Annotated in this window: 17 protein-coding genes, 1 tRNA gene and 2 pseudogenes; 9 read left to right on the top strand and 11 right to left on the bottom strand. The window is 67.0% G+C overall.

Going from position 1 to position 15,760, the window contains the following annotated elements:
- Window positions 1-392: 392 nt before the first annotated feature.
- Window positions 393-557 (top strand): 50S ribosomal protein L33, encoded by a 165-nt coding sequence (rpmG, locus tag ACJ73U_RS25700; RefSeq protein ID WP_407780269.1) that lies wholly within the window; start codon window positions 393-395, stop codon window positions 555-557.
- Between the two features lie 608 nt (window positions 558-1,165).
- On the opposite strand, the gene ACJ73U_RS25695 is transcribed toward rpmG, so the two are convergent.
- From ACJ73U_RS25695 to ACJ73U_RS25660, 8 genes are all read right to left on the bottom strand, one after another.
- Window positions 1,166-2,125 carry a zinc-binding dehydrogenase gene (locus ACJ73U_RS25695; RefSeq protein ID WP_407780268.1) on the bottom strand — a complete coding sequence of 320 codons (960 nt, stop codon included), beginning with the start codon at window positions 2,123-2,125 and terminating at the stop codon, window positions 1,166-1,168.
- A gap of 33 nt (window positions 2,126-2,158) precedes the next feature.
- Window positions 2,159-2,806, bottom strand: coding sequence for a response regulator (locus ACJ73U_RS25690; protein ID WP_407780267.1), 648 nt, complete (start codon window positions 2,804-2,806; stop codon window positions 2,159-2,161).
- Between the two features lie 81 nt (window positions 2,807-2,887).
- A complete protein-coding gene (locus ACJ73U_RS25685; protein ID WP_407780266.1) occupies window positions 2,888-4,096 on the bottom strand; it encodes an ABC transporter permease in 1,209 nt (402 codons plus the stop codon).
- Window positions 4,097-4,199: 103 nt separating this feature from the next.
- The gene (locus ACJ73U_RS25680; protein ID WP_407780265.1) at window positions 4,200-5,120 is read right to left on the bottom strand and encodes an ABC transporter ATP-binding protein; all 921 of its coding nucleotides are present in this window, start codon (window positions 5,118-5,120) and stop codon (window positions 4,200-4,202) included.
- Between the two features lie 45 nt (window positions 5,121-5,165).
- Window positions 5,166-5,813, bottom strand: a complete 648-nt coding sequence (locus ACJ73U_RS25675) for a VOC family protein (RefSeq protein WP_407780264.1) — start codon at window positions 5,811-5,813, stop codon at window positions 5,166-5,168.
- A 13-nt stretch (window positions 5,814-5,826) separates the two neighbouring features.
- Window positions 5,827-6,546: a DUF4440 domain-containing protein gene (locus ACJ73U_RS25670; RefSeq protein ID WP_407780263.1), complete on the bottom strand. Its 720-nt coding sequence runs from the start codon at window positions 6,544-6,546 to the stop codon at window positions 5,827-5,829.
- On the bottom strand, window positions 6,509-6,874 hold the full coding sequence (locus ACJ73U_RS25665) for an ArsR/SmtB family transcription factor (protein WP_407780262.1): 366 nt from the start codon (window positions 6,872-6,874) through the stop codon (window positions 6,509-6,511). The genes ACJ73U_RS25670 and ACJ73U_RS25665 overlap by 38 nt, the downstream gene beginning before the upstream one ends.
- A 71-nt stretch (window positions 6,875-6,945) precedes the next feature.
- A complete protein-coding gene (locus ACJ73U_RS25660; RefSeq protein WP_407780261.1) occupies window positions 6,946-7,629 on the bottom strand; it encodes a helix-turn-helix domain-containing protein in 684 nt (227 codons plus the stop codon).
- 87 nt (window positions 7,630-7,716) lie between these two features.
- Here ACJ73U_RS25660 and ACJ73U_RS25655 point away from each other — a divergent pair, with 87 nt between their 5' ends.
- Both ACJ73U_RS25655 and ACJ73U_RS25650 read left to right on the top strand, forming a co-directional pair.
- Window positions 7,717-8,553: an NAD(P)H-binding protein gene (locus tag ACJ73U_RS25655; RefSeq protein ID WP_407780260.1), complete on the top strand. Its 837-nt coding sequence runs from the start codon at window positions 7,717-7,719 to the stop codon at window positions 8,551-8,553.
- 36 nt (window positions 8,554-8,589) lie between these two features.
- Window positions 8,590-8,662: transfer RNA gene (locus tag ACJ73U_RS25650), tRNA-Arg, on the top strand.
- 812 nt (window positions 8,663-9,474) lie between these two features.
- Here the strand turns inward: ACJ73U_RS25650 and ACJ73U_RS25645 are convergent.
- Together ACJ73U_RS25645 and ACJ73U_RS25640 are read right to left on the bottom strand one after the other, a co-directional pair.
- Window positions 9,475-10,266: pseudogene (locus ACJ73U_RS25645) on the bottom strand (recombinase family protein); the annotation flags it as partial.
- A gap of 356 nt (window positions 10,267-10,622) precedes the next feature.
- Entirely contained in the window at window positions 10,623-10,961 is a 339-nt protein-coding gene (locus tag ACJ73U_RS25640) for a hypothetical protein (RefSeq protein WP_407780259.1), read from the bottom strand.
- Window positions 10,962-11,083: 122 nt separating this feature from the next.
- Between ACJ73U_RS25640 and ACJ73U_RS25635 the strand changes: the two genes are divergently transcribed.
- The 5 genes and pseudogenes from ACJ73U_RS25635 (at window position 11,084) to ACJ73U_RS25615 (ending at window position 13,713) form a co-directional block, all read left to right on the top strand.
- A complete protein-coding gene (locus tag ACJ73U_RS25635) occupies window positions 11,084-11,605 on the top strand; it encodes a hypothetical protein (protein ID WP_407780258.1) in 522 nt (173 codons plus the stop codon).
- Window positions 11,606-11,607: 2 nt separating this feature from the next.
- A pseudogene (locus ACJ73U_RS25630) lies at window positions 11,608-11,832 on the top strand (SDR family NAD(P)-dependent oxidoreductase); the annotation flags it as partial.
- Between the two features lie 95 nt (window positions 11,833-11,927).
- The gene (locus ACJ73U_RS25625; protein WP_407780271.1) at window positions 11,928-12,353 is read left to right on the top strand and encodes an SDR family NAD(P)-dependent oxidoreductase; all 426 of its coding nucleotides are present in this window, start codon (window positions 11,928-11,930) and stop codon (window positions 12,351-12,353) included.
- Window positions 12,350-12,949, top strand: coding sequence for a histidine phosphatase family protein (locus tag ACJ73U_RS25620; protein ID WP_407780257.1), 600 nt, complete (start codon window positions 12,350-12,352; stop codon window positions 12,947-12,949). The genes ACJ73U_RS25625 and ACJ73U_RS25620 overlap by 4 nt, the downstream gene beginning before the upstream one ends.
- Window positions 12,946-13,713, top strand: a complete 768-nt coding sequence (locus ACJ73U_RS25615) for a TylF/MycF/NovP-related O-methyltransferase (RefSeq protein ID WP_407780270.1) — start codon at window positions 12,946-12,948, stop codon at window positions 13,711-13,713. The genes ACJ73U_RS25620 and ACJ73U_RS25615 overlap by 4 nt, the downstream gene beginning before the upstream one ends.
- A 7-nt stretch (window positions 13,714-13,720) precedes the next feature.
- On the opposite strand, the gene ACJ73U_RS25610 is transcribed toward ACJ73U_RS25615, so the two are convergent.
- Complete coding sequence (locus tag ACJ73U_RS25610; RefSeq protein WP_407780256.1) at window positions 13,721-14,197, bottom strand: NUDIX domain-containing protein; 477 nt, start codon at window positions 14,195-14,197, stop codon at window positions 13,721-13,723.
- Window positions 14,198-14,408: 211 nt separating this feature from the next.
- On the opposite strand from ACJ73U_RS25610, the gene ACJ73U_RS25605 reads away from it, so the two are divergent.
- Window positions 14,409-15,443 (top strand): MrcB family domain-containing protein, encoded by a 1,035-nt coding sequence (locus ACJ73U_RS25605; protein WP_407780255.1) that lies wholly within the window; start codon window positions 14,409-14,411, stop codon window positions 15,441-15,443.
- Window positions 15,444-15,760: the final 317 nt, after the last annotated feature.

The following is a 15,760-nucleotide window of genomic DNA, read 5'->3' as shown; positions in this document are numbered from 1 at the left end:
TGCGGTTGCTGTGCCGGCGCATGTTCTCGTGGAGCATCGACCTGTTCGAGTCCCTGTCCAACCCGTCCCACTGCGCGATCCGGGTGCTGGACCACGACGGCCGAGCCTGGCGCCTGAACGAGCCGTTCGCCCAGTGGCGCGACTCTCCGGACGGGACGAAGCAGCTGTAGGAGCCGGAACCACAGGCAGACGACGGTGGTGTCGTCGTCCGGGGCATACCCGCGCCTCGCCAGTAGCTGGCGTGCGCCTCCCGCCAGTGCTCGACGGACCGGAAGCCCTCCCCTTCCACCTCACCTTGATGGAATAAACCGACATGAAAACCGTTGTCAACGATGTACGTGATCGCCCGACACGCACCGAGTCGGCGGTCACCGAACGCAGATGGAGACCGAATGGCACGCACCGAAGTCCGCCCGATCGTCAAACTCCGCTCGACAGCCGGCACCGGCTACACCTACGTGACCAGGAAGAATCGCCGCAGCGACCCGGACCGCCTGGTCCTGCGCAAGTTCGACCCGGTAGCCCGCCAACACGTCGAGTTCCGCGAGGAACGCTGACCGACAGGGCTGGAAAGCACCAACAACACTCGCGAAGTGGCACTACTGCCCGACCCCGGGCCACCACCGCGACTGACGACCCGCCGGTTGAGGCCCACCTCAACCGGCGTCATGCTTCCGCCCCCACCGCGCCGGTCCGTGTAAGTCAACGGCCGCGAATTGTCGGTGGCCGTCGCTAGGCTGGATTCCGGGGGGCCGGAGGCCGCCCTCGTCACCCCTTCCAGCGATCTCCGATCGAACGGCCCGTTCGTGCAGGTCGACGATCGTGAATTGTCGGAGGCCGTCATTAAGCTGGATTCCGGGGCCGGAGGCCGCCCCTCCGCACCCCTCCCAGCGATTCCCGAGCGAACAGCCCTTTCGTCCAGGCCAACGACCGTGGATTGTCGGTGGCCCTCACTAGCGTGGATCCCGGGGGCCGGAGGCCGCCCCTCACCCCACCCAGCGATCTCCGACTAAACGGTCCGTTCGCGTAGGTTAACGACCGCGAATTGTCGTTGCCGTCGTAGGCCGGATTCCGGGGGCAGGTCCGAGGTCGTGGGTTGCCGGCGTCCGCCACTCGGCTGGTTGGGGTCGGAGGCCGTCCCGTTATGGCGGCAAAGGTCGTCCCGTTATGGGAGCAGTAGCGTTTTGCCCACGGTCTGCCGTGCCGCTATTGCCTCGTGCGCGGCCCTTGCCTGTTCGAGTGGGAAGGTCTGTCCCACGAGCGGTGTGATCTCACCGGCCGCTGCCTTCGCCAGCATGTCGGTCAGTGCTGCGTGCTTGTCCAAGCCCTTGCCCATGTCGAGGATGCCGACGACCGTCACGTCCTTGCGGGGTGGCTCGGTCTTCGGGAACTCCCCCGCCGACGATCCGTATGCCAGGAAACGGCCACCGGGGCGCACCAGTTGGTATGCGGCACTGCCGATGTCGCCACCGCTGCCGTCGAACACGACGTCTACTTCGCCTACTCCGTCCGTCCAGTCGGGCGTCGAGTAGTCGACGGCGTGGTCCGCGCCCCACTCGCGGATGAAGTCGAGCTTGTGTCCGCCGCGTGCGGCGCCGACCACCTCGGCGCCCGCGGCCTTCAGCATCGGCACCAGCAGCGTGCCCAGGCTGCCGCTCGCCGCGTTGATCAGCACCCGTTCGCCCGGCAGGACGTTCGCGGAGTGCAGTGCGAGTGCGACGGTCGGGCCGTCGTGCAGCAAAGTCAGCGCCTCCGGCAGCCCCAGGCCGTCCGGCACGGGCTCCACATCGAAGGCTTCTGCCACTGCCTGCTCGGCGTACCCGCCGACGGGTGTCCTCCCGTTGTTCTTGCCGGTGCGTGCGAGCACTCGCCGGCCGAGCCACGAACTGTCCACATCGGGCCCCACCGAACGGACCGTGCCCGCGACGCCGTTGCCGGGCACGTACGGCGGTTCGACCGTGAACCACTCCTTTCCCCAACCCGCGCGCAGGCGCGCGTCGACGAACAGCACGTCCACCGCCGCGACGTCGACCACCAGTTGTCCCGGACCCGCCACGGGATCCGGCAGCTCACGGAGTGCCAGAACCTCAGGACCGCCGAACCTCGTCACTTCCACAGCACGCATGAGGCCAGTCTCGAACCTCAAGCATGCTGGAGGTCAAGCGATCAAGCCGCCGCGGAAGGCCACGAGCGCCGCCTGCACCCGGTTCACGGCGCCGATCTTGCCGAGCACCGCGGAGACGTAACCCTTGACCGTGGCCTCCGACAGGTGCAGCGCGCCGCCGATCTCCGCGTTGGAGAGCCCCTGCCCGATCAGCCCCACGACCTCACGTTCCCGATCGGACAGTGAGGCGAGCAGCCGGCGTGCCGGCTCGGCGGCACGCTCACCGTCCGCGACGGCGTGCAGGACTCGCGCCGCGACCTTCGGGTCGAGCACCGCCCCACCGCGTGCGAGGTCGCGCACCGCCCTGATCAGTACGTCCGGCTCGGTGTCCTTCAACAGGAAGCCGCTCGCGCCGATGCGCAAGGCCTCCTGGACGTACTCGTCGACGTCGAACGTGGTGAGCATGGCCACGACCGGCGGCTCCGGCAGGGCGCGAAGCTTACGCAGCGCGACTATGCCGTCCGCGGAACGCATCCGGATGTCGAGCAGCACGACGTGCGGCCGGTGCTGCCGTGCGAGGTCGGCGACGTGGACGCCGTCGTCACACTCGGCAACCACCTCGATGTCACCAGCGCTGGTCAGAATTGTGCGTAGTCCTGAGCGGACGAGGTCCTCATCATCCGCGAGCAGCACCTTTATCACGAACGCCTCCCCGACAGTGGGCGGTCATGGCGGGTCTACTTGACGTTCAGATCGTACCTCGTTGCCGTGAGTGACCAGCGGTTATGCGAGATTCAGGGCGTCCTTCAGCTTGACCCGGGCTCCACTGCGCATGACCGCGTTGGCGTAGATGCGCCCCGACAGCCACACCAGCGCCGGTATCAGCGCCAGCACGAGCCCGACCGAGAGGATCGCCTCCCACACGGGCACCCCGCCCATCGCGAGACGCATCGGCATCAACGTCGGCGCGAACACCGGGATCACCGACAGGACCTCGGCCAGCGTGTTGCCCGGATCGGACGGCAGCACCGAGATGCCGATGATGTAGCCGACGATGACGAACATCAACGCGGGCGTGATGACGCCGCCGACGTCCTCCTGGCGGGACACCAGCGCCGCCAGCGCGGCGAACACCAGCGAGTACATGATGAAGCCGAGCAGGTACCAGACGACCAGCCAGACCACCGTGCCCACCGCCGCCGACGTCGAGATCGACAGCACGTCCAACCCGAGCGCGGCGATGAGGCCGACCCCGCCGACCACCACCATCTGCACGAACCCGACGAACCCGATGCCGAGCACCTTGCCCGCCATGAGCTGCCAGGGCCGGATCGTGGACAGCAGCAGCTCCACCACCCGGCTCGACTTCTCCTCGACCACCCCCTGGGCCACCATCTGCCCGTTCAGCAGCAACGACATGTAGATCAGGATCCCGGCGACGATGCCGAGCACCAGCTGCCCCGACTGGTATGGGTACGGCTTCTCCAGCGGCTCCACGTCGACGGACGCGCTCGCGACCGAGGACTGCACCTGGGCGGGGTCCCCACCCAGGTCCGCGATCTCCTTGTTGAGCGTGAGCTGCCCGGCGAGCACGTTCAGCGCGTTTCGCAGGTTGTCGTCGAGGTCCTTCTTGACGACAACCCGGAGCTTGCCGTTCGTGGCGTCACCGATCACCAGCGCGTCCATCGAACCGTCGGCGACCTGGTCCCTGCCGGCCTTCTCGTCGACGGTCTTCACGTCGACGCTCTGGCCGATCCGGCTGGCGGTCGCCTTGAGCGGTTCGGCGAGCGCCCCGGTCTGCGACGTGACACCGATCGTCGCGTCGGAACCACCACCGACGACCTTCATCACCAGCGCGAAGCCCACGAGCAGCACGAGCGTCGCCACCGTGGTGATGATGAACGCCTTGGAACGCATCTTCGTGGTGACCTCGCGCGACGCGACGAGCCGCACCGCCTCCCACGACCCGAACCGAACATCCGCGTTGGTCATGCCGTGCCACCTTTCCCGCCTCGCTCAGCGCACAAGGCCCTCACTCCACCCGGCACGCCCCGCGTGCTCATCTCCCTACGCGACAGCGTGGGTCGAGCCATGGTCATGCGGACTCCTCGTCGGTGTCCTGCGTCACGACCTCGCGGTACAGCTCGGTCAGTGATGGCCGGCGCCTGCTGAACTCGGTCACCGGACCGGTGGCCAGCGCCGCGTGCAGTACCGCCTGGTCGTCGGCGTCGGCACCGAGTTCCAGCACCGTGCGGCTACCTTCCTGCTCTCGGACCGTCACCCCGGGCAGGCCGGAGGCCCAGCCGTTGTCGGCGTTCGGCGCCACCACGACCAGTTCGACCGCACCGCCCGAGCGCAGCTCGTCGACCTCGCCGATCGCGACCATCTGTCCATTCCGGATGATCCCGACACGGTGGCAGAGCCGCTCGACAAGCTCGAGCTGGTGGCTCGAGAACACCACCGGGATGCCCTCGGCCGCCTTGTCGAGCAGCACCTTGCTCATCACGTCGACCGCGATCGGGTCGAGCCCCGAGAAGGGCTCGTCCAGCACGAGGATGGTCGGGTGGTGCACCAACGCGGCCGCGAGCTGGACCCGCTGCTGGTTGCCGAGGCTCAGGTTCTGGACGTCGTCACCCTGCCGGTGCGCGACCCCCAGGCGTTCGGTCCAGTCCTCCATCGACTGCTTGGCATCCCTCGGCGACAACCCGTGCATGCGCGCCAGATAGATCAGCTGTTCGCCGACCTTCATCTTCGGGTACAGGCCACGTTCCTCCGGCATGTACCCGATGAGCCGACGGGTCTCCAGCGTGATCCGCTCACCGTCCCAACGCACCTCACCCGAGTCCGCCGCCAACACACCGAGCGCGATGCGCATCGTGGTCGTCTTGCCGGCGCCATTGCTTCCGACGAAACCGAACAGCTCGCCAGCGCGTACATCGAATGTGGTGTCCCGCAGAGCAACCACGTCGCCGTACCGCTTGGAGATGTGATCGATCTCCAGTCGCCCCTCGCCCACCGTGGATTCCTCTCATGCCAGACGTAGGAGGAACCCTAGTGCAGGTCAGTTCTGCCTCAACGAACCGATGCTGAACCTCACTTCCTGATCATCGGTGCACACGGCGTGCCATCCGGCCGAGTTGGGTTGCCTCTCACCCGCGGTGCCGCCGGCTTCCCGGACGCGTACCGCGGCCTCGTCGACGTCGGCCACCCGGAAGTACAGGTCAGGCGGCCCCGCGTGATCGACGAACAACCCACCCGGCGGCACCGAGTTCTCGATGTTCCATCCGTTCGGATGCGAGCCGGCCGACAACTCCCAACCGAACGCGGCCACGTACCGCGCCTTGACCTTCTCGTCGGCGACCGGGACGACGTAGTAGAAGAGGTCGCCTTCCGCACATTTCGGGCTGCTCTCCGCGTACCCGTCAGCCGGTTGCCACAGCCCGAGAACGCCATCTTCGGCCAGACAGCTCCACCCCGACTTCGACCGCACCGGGTCCGGCGCGACACCACCCAACTCACGCAGCCTGGCGACGGTCGCGGCGATGTCCGGCACCTCGAAGTACAGGTCGATTCTCGGTGGCCCCACACCGAGGCCTCCAGCAGGGGAACTGCCCTCGATGTGGTCGTCGGAACGGTAGGTCCAGCCGAACACCGACGTGTAAAAAGCCCTGGCACGCGCCAGGTCCGGTGTGTGGATTGCGTAGTACATGCTGTTCTCCTCGTTACTCGGTCCACTGGTGGAGCGCCAGGCGCCAGGCGCCGTCGCGGTGCACGAGCACCGTCGACACCATGACCGACCGCGGTCGCTCGTCTTGTTCGTGCATCAGCGTCGCGTGGTGCGTGAACACCGCCGTCGCTTCTCCGATATGGACAATGTGCGGATCGGCCAGGTCGTACTTGTGGTAGACGGGGTGCCCGGCCATCGCGGCCACGCACTGCGCCTTCGTGTACGTGTTGCGCTCACCCGGAAAGATCAGCATCGCCTCGTCGGTCAGGTTTCGTTCGAAGAACTCGACCTCCCCGTTTCCGATTGCGTCGAGGAAGTCCCCCAGCCGGGCCAGCAGCATCCGTTCCAGTGAGTGCCGGGCGAAGCCGGCTAAAAGCCCCGACCAGTTGGCCTTCTCCCAGCCGCCGTGCCGCACGACGACGCGGGTGCCGCCGCGGATGGCCTCGAACCGCACGTCGACCTCGGTACGCTCGGCGGGGTCGACACCGGGTGGGCCGTAGCTGAACGCGAGCCTGGGTCCCGGTTCCCACGCCGACACCCGCCCGATCTCGGCGCTGCCCTGCATGAGCCGCCCGTCCTCGAAGCGCAGTTCGCCTTCGCTGTCGCCCCAGAGCGAGCGGTCCGCCCGCCACCATGCGGCGATGTCCCTGGTGAACAGGTCGAACGCGGTGGCGGGATCAACCTCCACCTCGACCGTCACGTGGGCCTCGGTCATTCTGTTTCCTCTTGTTCGCGTAGTCGGAGAAGGCGTCGAGTTGTTCGGTCCAGAACGCCTCGACCTGGTCGAGCCAGGCACGCAGCGCCAGGAACGGCTCCGCCCTCAGTTGGTAGACGCGCACTCGCGCGTCCTCGTCGAGCGCCCGGACCTCCACCAGCCTGGAGGCACGTAGCACCCGAAGGTGGCGACTGATCGCGGGAAAGCTCATTCCCGCGGAGTCGGCCAGTTCACCCGCCCGCTTCGGCCCCTGCCGTAGCTCGTCGACCACCTGCCGCCGAACGGGGTCGGCGAGTGCCACCAGTACCTCGTCCACTTCGGTTCGCACAGTGATAAATATTAACGCTTGCGTTAAATATGTCAAGTTGGGGTCGGAAGGGTCGGTGAGCTGGGGAAATGTCAGCCGCAGGGCCGGGCCGCCGGCCGCCGGCCTGCCGCGTAGGCCGCCGGCGGAACCCCCATGAGGTGCCGGAACTCGGCCGTCATGTGCGACTGGTCGTAGTACCCGGCGACCGCGGCGATGTCCGCCCACCGCAGGTCGGGAGCGGTCGCGAGCACTCGCCGGACCCGCCCGATCCGCGCGAAGTGCTTGGGCGAGAGGCCTACGCCGTCGGCGAACAGCGTCCGCAGCCGCCGTTCGCTGACGTGTAATCGCGCCGCCGTGCCCGCGACGGTCGCACCCGCCAGCAACTCCGCGGCCGCCGCGACGAGGTCGTTTCCGACCGCCCGGCCCGCGAGCGCCGCGGAGAGTGCCCCGACCGGGTCGTCCGCGAGCCGGCCGAGATCCAACCCGGGCAGCTCACGGATCGGCACGGCACGGTCGGCCAGGTCGCGTACCGAGCGGCCGAGCAAGTCACGCGCACGTCCCGGCCGCAGGCGGATGCGCAGGCACGACGGTCCTGGCTCGCTGTGGTGGTACGCCGCCCGGGTACGCGGCCCCATCGCGACGACCTCGCGGTCCGACCGCACGACGAGAGTGGTCGCGTGGTCGGGCATGTCGACGACCGCCGCGCCGACCGCGGCGGTCACGTCGATCCCTGCCACCCAGGGGCGTAGTGCGTCCGGCACCACGAGCGAGCCCATGCGGCAAACAGTAGTCGCGCCCACCGACAACCGGCTGTGCCGAAACTTCCTATAGCGCGTGGGCGTGCCGCTGCAACAGTGCGCTTCATGATCCTCGTCACCGGTGCCACGGGCACCATCGGCAGCGGCGTCGTCCAGTTGCTCACCGAGCGCGGCGTGCCGTTCCGCGCCATGTCCCGCAACCCCGTCGACCTGCCGAACGCCGTCCGGGCGGACTTCACCGATCCGGCATCGCTGGCCACCGCACTCGCGGAGGTCGACACGGTCTTCCTGGTTACCGCGCCGCCGACCCCGTCGCCGGCCCACGACCTCGCACTACTCGACGCGGCCGGCGAGGCAGGCGTCACCAAGATCGTGAAACTGTCCGCGATCGGCACCGGCGAACAGTTCGAAGGAGCGGTCCTCGGCGCCGCGCACCTGGCCGCCGAGCAGGCCATCGTGGACAGCGGCCTCGCGTGGACGATGCTCCGCCCGTGCGGCTTCGCGTCGAACTTCCTGGCCTACCGCCCCCTGATCGACGCGAACGAGCCGATCCCCGACATGCTGGGCCCGGCAAGGCAGGCGGTAGTCGACCCGCGCGACGTGTCCGCGGTCGCGGTCGAGGCACTGCTCGACGACGCACACAACGGGCGGCGGTACGACCTGACCGGCCCTGAACTGGTCACCTTCGCCGACCAGGCGGCAATCCTGGAACGAGTGCTGAACCGCCCGGTCAAGACGGTGACCGTGGACGCTGCGACCCAACTCGCGGCTGCCGGCATGTCCACGGAGGCGATCGCCCAGGTCACGACCGGCGTCGGTTGGGCCCGCGCGGGCGGCGCCGCGTACGTGACCGAGCATGTCAGCGGCATCCTGGGCCGCCCGGCGCGGTCGTTCGAGCAGTGGGCCACCGACCACCAGGCCGCGTTCTCCGGGATACGGTGAACGTCAGCTGGCGTCGGCCGCTAGGCTGTCTGGAGCGCCCTCGTAGCTCAGGGGATAGAGCGTCCGCCTCCTAAGCGGCAGGTCGCAGGTTCGAATCCTGCCGGGGGCACGTACAGCATCCGCACGAGATGCGTCTGCTGCTTGAGCAGGTGTTTCTTGTGCGGTGTTCATGGTGTTGGTGATCCTTTCTGCCGCTTCGGCAATGGTGGGTAGCTCCGTTGCGGGGAGCCTGATGGTGATGGTGGCGTCGTCGCTGTCCTCGTGCAAGCGCACGGTGAGGTTGGTGATCTCGAACAGGCCCCGGAGGAGCTTCTCGGGCGCCTCGGTGAGGTTGAGCGTCAGGTAAGGCAGCGCGTCCAGCAGGTCGACGTCCTCAGCGCTCGACCGAGTGGGTTCGGCTTGCTCGGCGACTGCTGCGAGAGCGGTCCGTCGTTCATTTTCGAGAGTGTTGTAGGTCTCGCGGAGCCCTTGGCCGAAGGGGTCGTCGGGTGCGCAGTCCTGGGCTTGGCGCATGACGTTGTCCTGCCGGCGAGAGAGGTCAGCGAGAGTGCGTTGGAGCCGCTCTCGTTCGGCCTCTCGTTCTCTCGTCTCGCGGTCGTCGGTGCTGGCGAGACCGGCCGCGAACAGCTCTCGCCGGTGCGGGCCGAACGCGCGGTCGATGTAGAACGCCGAGACCGCGCCGAGGATCTCGTCCTCTCGGATGTAGGCGGCTTTCTCGTGCCCGGCGTGCTTGTCCGGCCTCCCGCGGTTGTTGGACGCGGGGTTGCACATGTAGTACTGGCTGCCGTGGCGGTGGTTGCCATACATCCGCCGGTCACACGAGTGGAACACCATCCCCCGCAACACATAGGTGCGGCGGGTCTTGGGATGGGTGTTCGGGGCGTTCCCGTCCCGGGAACCACGCTTGGCTGCGCGGCGGGCGGCGAGTTCGTCGTACATCCACTTCGGGATCAACGGCTCCTGCACCGGCTCGGCGGACCACACCCACAGCATCGGGTCGTTGACCTTGCCCTTGCGGGAGCGTGTGGCGCGTTTGTTGTAGACCATGTAGCCGGTGTACTTCGGGTTCTTCAGGATCTCGTACACGCTGGTCTTGCTCCACGCACCCCGCGCCCTCGTCTTGCCAGGCGGCACCGGCGGCGGGTACTTGGTGAGGTCCTGGTTGAGCCGTTCGGCGATGGTGCCGTAGCCGAGGTTCTCGTGGTAGCGCCACAACGCGATCTGCGTAACCGTCTCCCCCCGCGCCCCGTCGGGTTCCAGCCGGGACTTGGTGTGGCCCTTGGCGGCCTTCACCGAGTTGGGGTGCCGGTAGACCTTGGCCTTGTAGCCGTGCGGGGGTTTGCCGATGTTGAACCCGTCCCGGGTGTGCGCGCAGAGCCCGCCCCAGGACTGTTCGCCGGTGTTGACCGCCTCGTACTCGGCCACCGACCGGTTGATCCCCCGCAGCAGGATCCGCTGCGCCTGTGACCCGTCCAGGGTGATGGGCTCGTTCGCGGCGAACAACGGCACGTCCGAGCGTTCCAGGTCCCGCTCGATCGACAAGCCTTCGAAGGCTCGGCGGGCGACGCGGGAGATGCTTTCGCAGATGACCACGTCGAACCGCCGCTTCGGCTGCGCGGCCTCGGCCAGCAGGTCACCGATCCCGCCATCGCGCGGGATGGGGATGTTGAACCGGTCGTAGCCGGTCTTGCGGCCTCGTTGGTCCAGTTCCATGCGGCCGGACTCGACGTCGTAGAAGTAGGCGACGATCATCCACGCCTTCGGCAACGCGTCCTTGACGTTGTGGACCTGCCGCAACACCGACTGCCGCGGATCCTGTAAGTCCTCGGTGGAGGTGCGGCACAACACCGCCACCCGCACCTCGCCAGCCAACAACTGACCCAGCACCGCACCGCGCATCCCCAACGGCGACACGGCATAGTCGGACAACCCCGACGGACCCGTCTCCGGGACCGCCGGCCTGGGTAACGGCCCCCGCCGCAACGCGGGCGGCGGCGGATCAGCCCGTGGGTCACGCGGGTTGCGTGGGTCATGAGGGTGTGTCATCGGTATCACCATCCTCACCAGAATCAGTAGCCGAATCCGTCTCGGATTTCAGTCGTTCGCCGTGGGCCGTGGGCCCAGTCGAGCAAATCGCGAACAATCTCGGTCAGCTTGTCGCGTAATCGGTCGGCTTCCGGCCCGCCGATCCATTCAACTTCTCCCCAGTAGCGGCGATCAGCACCGCGTTTGCGCGGTTGATCATACCACCACACCGGGTCATCCGAACCGGTTTCCTGCGACCTCTTCTGCGACTTCTCCGTGTTCTCCCAAGGGTTCTGCTGAGAGGTCTGCGGTGGACTGGCCGGCAGGCTGGCGATGTCGTCATCCGATGCCGGACGGGGCGATGGAATAACAAAATCGTCCACGTCGCCACTATTCCGGCGATTACCAGGACCAGGACCGGAACCAGTACCGGACTCTTTGCGGGGATGATTGCCGGGGTCGTCACCAGGATTATTGCCGGGACCATTACCGGGGTTGTTGTCCGATGCGAGATCGGCACATCGGCTGGTCGCCAGCTGGTGGTCCGGTGTGGTTCGACTACGACACCGGCGGACTCAACGCACTACCCGGCGAATTCGCGTGTTTCCTGCTCTACCAACGCCTCCACGGCGCCTGGCTCACCCCGCACCACAACCGAGCCGCGTTCCGCGATCACCCATCCGCGCTCAGCGCCCCCTGCCACCCCGAGCCGCTCGTCCACATGCAACACACCGGCTCCTCGCTCACCATCGACTACTCGCACACCCCCAGCTCGGCCCGCCGGCACGTCCTACACCGGTACCTCCACGAGATCGTCCAGCCCATCGCTCGGCAACTGGGCATCGACGACGTCATGGACTGGCTGCCCCCCTACCTGGTGATGCGGCTCCTCGCCGTCTACCACCTCGCCGACCTCGAACCACGTGACACGGCGCTGTCCCTGGCGCTGCTGGCGCAAGCGCTCGATCCGTCCACGGCGCTGCCGGACTTCCTCGCGCTCACACCCTCCCGAACGGAGATCAACTGATCGTGCCCCGTCCCGTCGCCCTCATAACTGGAGCTGGCTCCGGCATCGGCGCGGCCATCGCCGCGCGCCTCGCCGACCACTACGACCTGATCCTCACTCACCTCCATGACGACCCGGACCTGCACAACGTGCTCGCCACGGTCGAACAACGCGGCGCGGCCACGACGACCGTCACCGGTGACCTCACCGTCCCCCGGACGATCGACGCGCTCGCCCACGAACTCGAGCACGCCACCGACCGGCTGGAAGTCTTCGTGTCCAACGCCGGCGCCTACCCGCGTATCCCTGGAAGGCGCTCGACCTCGACACCTTCCGCCAGCAGATCGAGATCAACCTGCTCACGCACGCCGCCTGTGTCCAGCTCGTCACTCCGGCGCTCACCCGGCGCGGGCGGGGCCGCATCGTCGCCGTGTCCTCGGTGCTCACCCAACTCGGCCGCGTGGACCTCGCGGCCTACATCGCGGCCAAGAGCGGCCTGGAAGGACTCGTCCGCGCCCTGGCCCGAGAACTCGGCCCGCACGGCGTCACGATCAACTGCGTTCGCGCGGGCTCCATCGAAGTACCGGCCGAGCAGGCCGTTGTCCCAGACCACGCCGCGATGGTCGTGCGACAGCTCGACCGGCAGTGCATCAAACGCCGCGGCCTGCCGGACGACATCGCCGCCGCCGTCGGCTTCCTCGCCGGCCCTGACGCGGGCTTCATCACTGGCCAGTGCCTCACCGTCGACGGCAGCTGGTGCATGGCATGACCGTCGCCGCTCTCTGGATGCGACACGGCACCTGCCACGACGGCTTCAGCCGTCCCGGAGCCCACGCCCGCGCCGGCAGCCCGCTCACCGTCACGGGCACCGTCGAAGCCGAGCTGGCCGCCTGGGAACTGCGCGAACACGGCTGGCAACCGGCGCTCATCACGTCCAGCCCGCTACGCCGGGCCAGACAAACCGCGGTCGTCGCCGCCGACGCACTCGGTGCCTCCCTCGCTGGCCCGATCGACGCGTTTGCCGAGTGGCAGGCCCCGTACTGCGTCCTCGGCCGCGCTCCCGGCCAGTACCCACCCGACTACCTCACCTGGCGAGAACAGCGCGAACGCGACACAGACAGCGCGCTACCCGGCGGCGAAAGCCTCCGCGCCTTCGCCGAACGCGCTGCAGAAGCCACCACCGTCGCCAACGACCTCGCCACCGAACACGGCCCAGTGCTGATCGTGTCCCACCGCCTGCTCATCGGCGCCGTCTCCGCCCTACGTCAGGGCTACCGGCACCCCGCCGAAATCTTCCGGTACGCCAAGGGCTTCCACCTTGGCCCCACTCACCTGTGGCCGGCACCACCCAGGGAGCCCCAGTGACCAACGACCAGACCGACGAGCGGACCTTGCCACACGAGTCGGACCACGAGCGAGCCGTCCGCCACCGACTGGCCCGCCTACTGGCCACCACACCCATCCCACCCGAAGAGCTGGTCGACAACCTGGCGCTCTACCTGCGCCGACAGCCACTCACCGATCTGCTCTCCCTCGACGCGCTCTACCGCATGATCCTCGACATCCCGGGCGTGATCATGGAGTTCGGCGTGCACCGTGGACGCCACCTTGCCTCCCTCACGGCTCTGCGTGGCGTATACGAGCCGTACAACCCGCATCGCCGAATCGTCGGCTTCGACACCTTCACCGGCTTCCCCGATGTGAGCGACATCGACACCACCAGTCCAGGCGCCGTCACCGGCCGGTTCGCACTCACCGACGACTACCCACGTCACCTGCGCGAAGTGCTCGACTCCCACGAGCAAGGCGAACACCTCGGCCACATCCGCCGGACCCTCGTCATCCAGGGCGACGTGCGCGAAACGCTCCCGCACTACCTCGCGGACAACCCACACACCGTCATCGCGCTGGCCTACTTCGACCTCGACCTGTACGAGCCGACCCGCGACACGCTCCAGGCGATCCAGCCGTACGTCACCAAAGGCAGCGTGCTGGCCTTCGACGAACTCGCCCACGCCAAATGGCCAGGGGAAACAGCCGCCCTGCGCGACACTCTAGGCATCGATCATGTCGCCCTGCGTTCACTGCCCGGCCGTGCTACCCCCGTCTACCTGCGGTGGGGTACCTAGCCCCAGATCAGACGGCTGCACCTGCCTCGACCAGCAGCGCTTCCCGGTTGGCAAGGATGAACACCTTCAGCGCGGTCGGCTTCAAGTCAATCGACGCCAGCTCGTCCCCGAGCAGTTCAACCCGGTCCAGGTCGTAACCGCCCCGCGACGGATCATTGAACTCAGGGCCGTTCCGGGCCGACTCATCCAGGCTGGTCAGCCGCGCCACAAAGAAGTGCTGCACCGCGACCCCGGCGTCCGACGGCGAGCTGAACAGGAACACCTGGACGGCATCCACAGCCTCGGCACCAAGCTCCTCCATCAGCTCCCGGTACAGCGCCGCCTCGACCGAGGTGTCAGTGTCCTCCACACCGCCCCCCGGCGCAGTCCAGTACGGCGTCTGCCCCGGCTTGGTCCGCTTGATCAACACAAGCCGACCAAGATCGTCGATCAAGATCGCCCGTGCGGCTCGCCGTCCGACTGCCACCGTCAACTGTTCTGTCACGCACCAAGCTTACGGCTGCAGGCTCACGTTGATTGCGCGAGCCACGTCGATCTCCGAATCGATACGCACCCAACCTGTCACGCCGCAGCTCACGAACCGACAACTTTGGGTTTACCTGGACAGAGCCGCCCCCTACATTGCGCACATGAGAGCGGCGCTACGGGAGGTTCTCCAACTTCAGCCTGAGTGGAACCCGCGGAACTCTCCCGCTATGGAGAAACGTGGCCAGCTGATTCGAGGCGAGATCGCTACATGGCTTCGATCGCGCCTTCCGGTGCTCGCGACGGAGGTTCTGGAAACCATCCAGGATCTGAAGGTTGAAGCTCGGGATGCCACCGGCCTCAAGAGCGAGATCCCGTGGGTGCGCGTCTATTCCGCCAGCCGAAGTCGGTCAGCGACTGAGGGTTGGTACCTGGTTTACCTTTTCAGCGCTTCCGGAGACTGCGTCTACTTGACCCTCATGCAAGGTACGACACGCTGGGTCAACGGCGAGTACAAGCCTCGGCCAGCTCAGGAACTACGTACGCGCGTTGAATGGGCCCGCGACTTGCTCGCTACACATCTCACGCCGAGATCAGATCTCGTCGAGGCGATCCGCCTTGGTGCCCGGAGGTCACCGCTCGGCGCCAGCTACGAAGCGGGCGCTGTCGCCGCTCTCGCGTACGAGCGGGACGCCATCCCGCCAGAAGAGACTCTAGAACTGGATCTGAGCTTCCTCGTCTCAGTCCTCAGCCAACTCTACGTAGAGGTCGATGGGAACCTTGCTCAACCCGGCGAACTCGCACCCGAAGTCGCAGACGTCATGATCGCCGCCGATCCCACCGCGAACCGTCGAACATCGGGGCAGGGCTTCCGCCTGAGCGTAAGCGAACGATTAGCCATCGAGAAGAGAGCCGTCAAGGTCGCACGCGACTACCTCGTCTCGATTGGTTTCGATGTCAAAGACGTGGGCGCGACCAGACCCTACGACCTGCATGCGACACGACGTGACGAGCAACTGTTTGTCGAGGTCAAGGGTACGACGTCAACCGGCAACGAGGTCATCTTGACGCAAGGAGAGGTCGAGCTACACGAGCGCGAGCACCCACACACGATGCTCATCGTCGTCAGCTCCATCCGGTTAGATCGCGAGATAGATCCGCCGACAGCGTCGTCTGGAGAGCTATCGGTGGTGCACCCGTGGTCGATTGAACGGACGCGGTTGACTCCCATCGCTTACCGATATGACGTGCCCACTCGAAGTTAGCTCAACAACTACCGTAAACATCCAGGTGACGGGCACCAACGAGCAGCCCTCCGCTCCGAGGGCTCCAATGACTGCGAGCGCAAATCAGTGCGCTGACAGCGTCGGCAACCCTTGATCAGGTGCATCCAAGGTTCACCTGGCCGACCATTTGCGGTCGCGAAGTCCACCATCCGGTGTAACAACCGTAGCCACCGTAAGATACCAACAGCAAGTAGTCGATTTTGCTGGAGCGGTCACAACCAGTTCGACCTCGCCGGGGAGGCGCATGCACGTCACCATGCTCAGGGTGCGGCGAGGCCACTCACTGTCGGACGCAA

Source organism: Actinophytocola sp. (assembly GCF_045807065.1).
GTDB lineage: Bacteria > Actinomycetota > Actinomycetes > Mycobacteriales > Pseudonocardiaceae > Actinophytocola.
Note: the sequence above shows the minus strand (reverse complement) of the source record. Positions and strands in the feature narration are given on the sequence as shown.

What these genes read in the sequence shown, in the direction of transcription:
- rpmG (WP_407780269.1), top strand. Translation starts at nt 393, where the DNA reads ATGGCACGCACCGAAGTCCGCCCGATCGTCAAACTCCGCTCGACAGCC.
- ACJ73U_RS25695 (WP_407780268.1), bottom strand. Translation starts at nt 2,125, where the DNA reads ATGCGTGCTGTGGAAGTGACGAGGTTCGGCGGTCCTGAGGTTCTGGCA.
- ACJ73U_RS25685 (WP_407780266.1), bottom strand. Translation starts at nt 4,096, where the DNA reads ATGACCAACGCGGATGTTCGGTTCGGGTCGTGGGAGGCGGTGCGGCTC.
- ACJ73U_RS25675 (WP_407780264.1), bottom strand. Translation starts at nt 5,813, where the DNA reads ATGTACTACGCAATCCACACACCGGACCTGGCGCGTGCCAGGGCTTTT.
- ACJ73U_RS25670 (WP_407780263.1), bottom strand. Translation starts at nt 6,546, where the DNA reads ATGACCGAGGCCCACGTGACGGTCGAGGTGGAGGTTGATCCCGCCACC.
- ACJ73U_RS25660 (WP_407780261.1), bottom strand. Translation starts at nt 7,629, where the DNA reads ATGGGCTCGCTCGTGGTGCCGGACGCACTACGCCCCTGGGTGGCAGGG.
- ACJ73U_RS25655 (WP_407780260.1), top strand. Translation starts at nt 7,717, where the DNA reads ATGATCCTCGTCACCGGTGCCACGGGCACCATCGGCAGCGGCGTCGTC.
- ACJ73U_RS25635 (WP_407780258.1), top strand. Translation starts at nt 11,084, where the DNA reads ATGCGAGATCGGCACATCGGCTGGTCGCCAGCTGGTGGTCCGGTGTGG.
- ACJ73U_RS25620 (WP_407780257.1), top strand. Translation starts at nt 12,350, where the DNA reads ATGACCGTCGCCGCTCTCTGGATGCGACACGGCACCTGCCACGACGGC.
- ACJ73U_RS25605 (WP_407780255.1), top strand. Translation starts at nt 14,409, where the DNA reads ATGGAGAAACGTGGCCAGCTGATTCGAGGCGAGATCGCTACATGGCTT.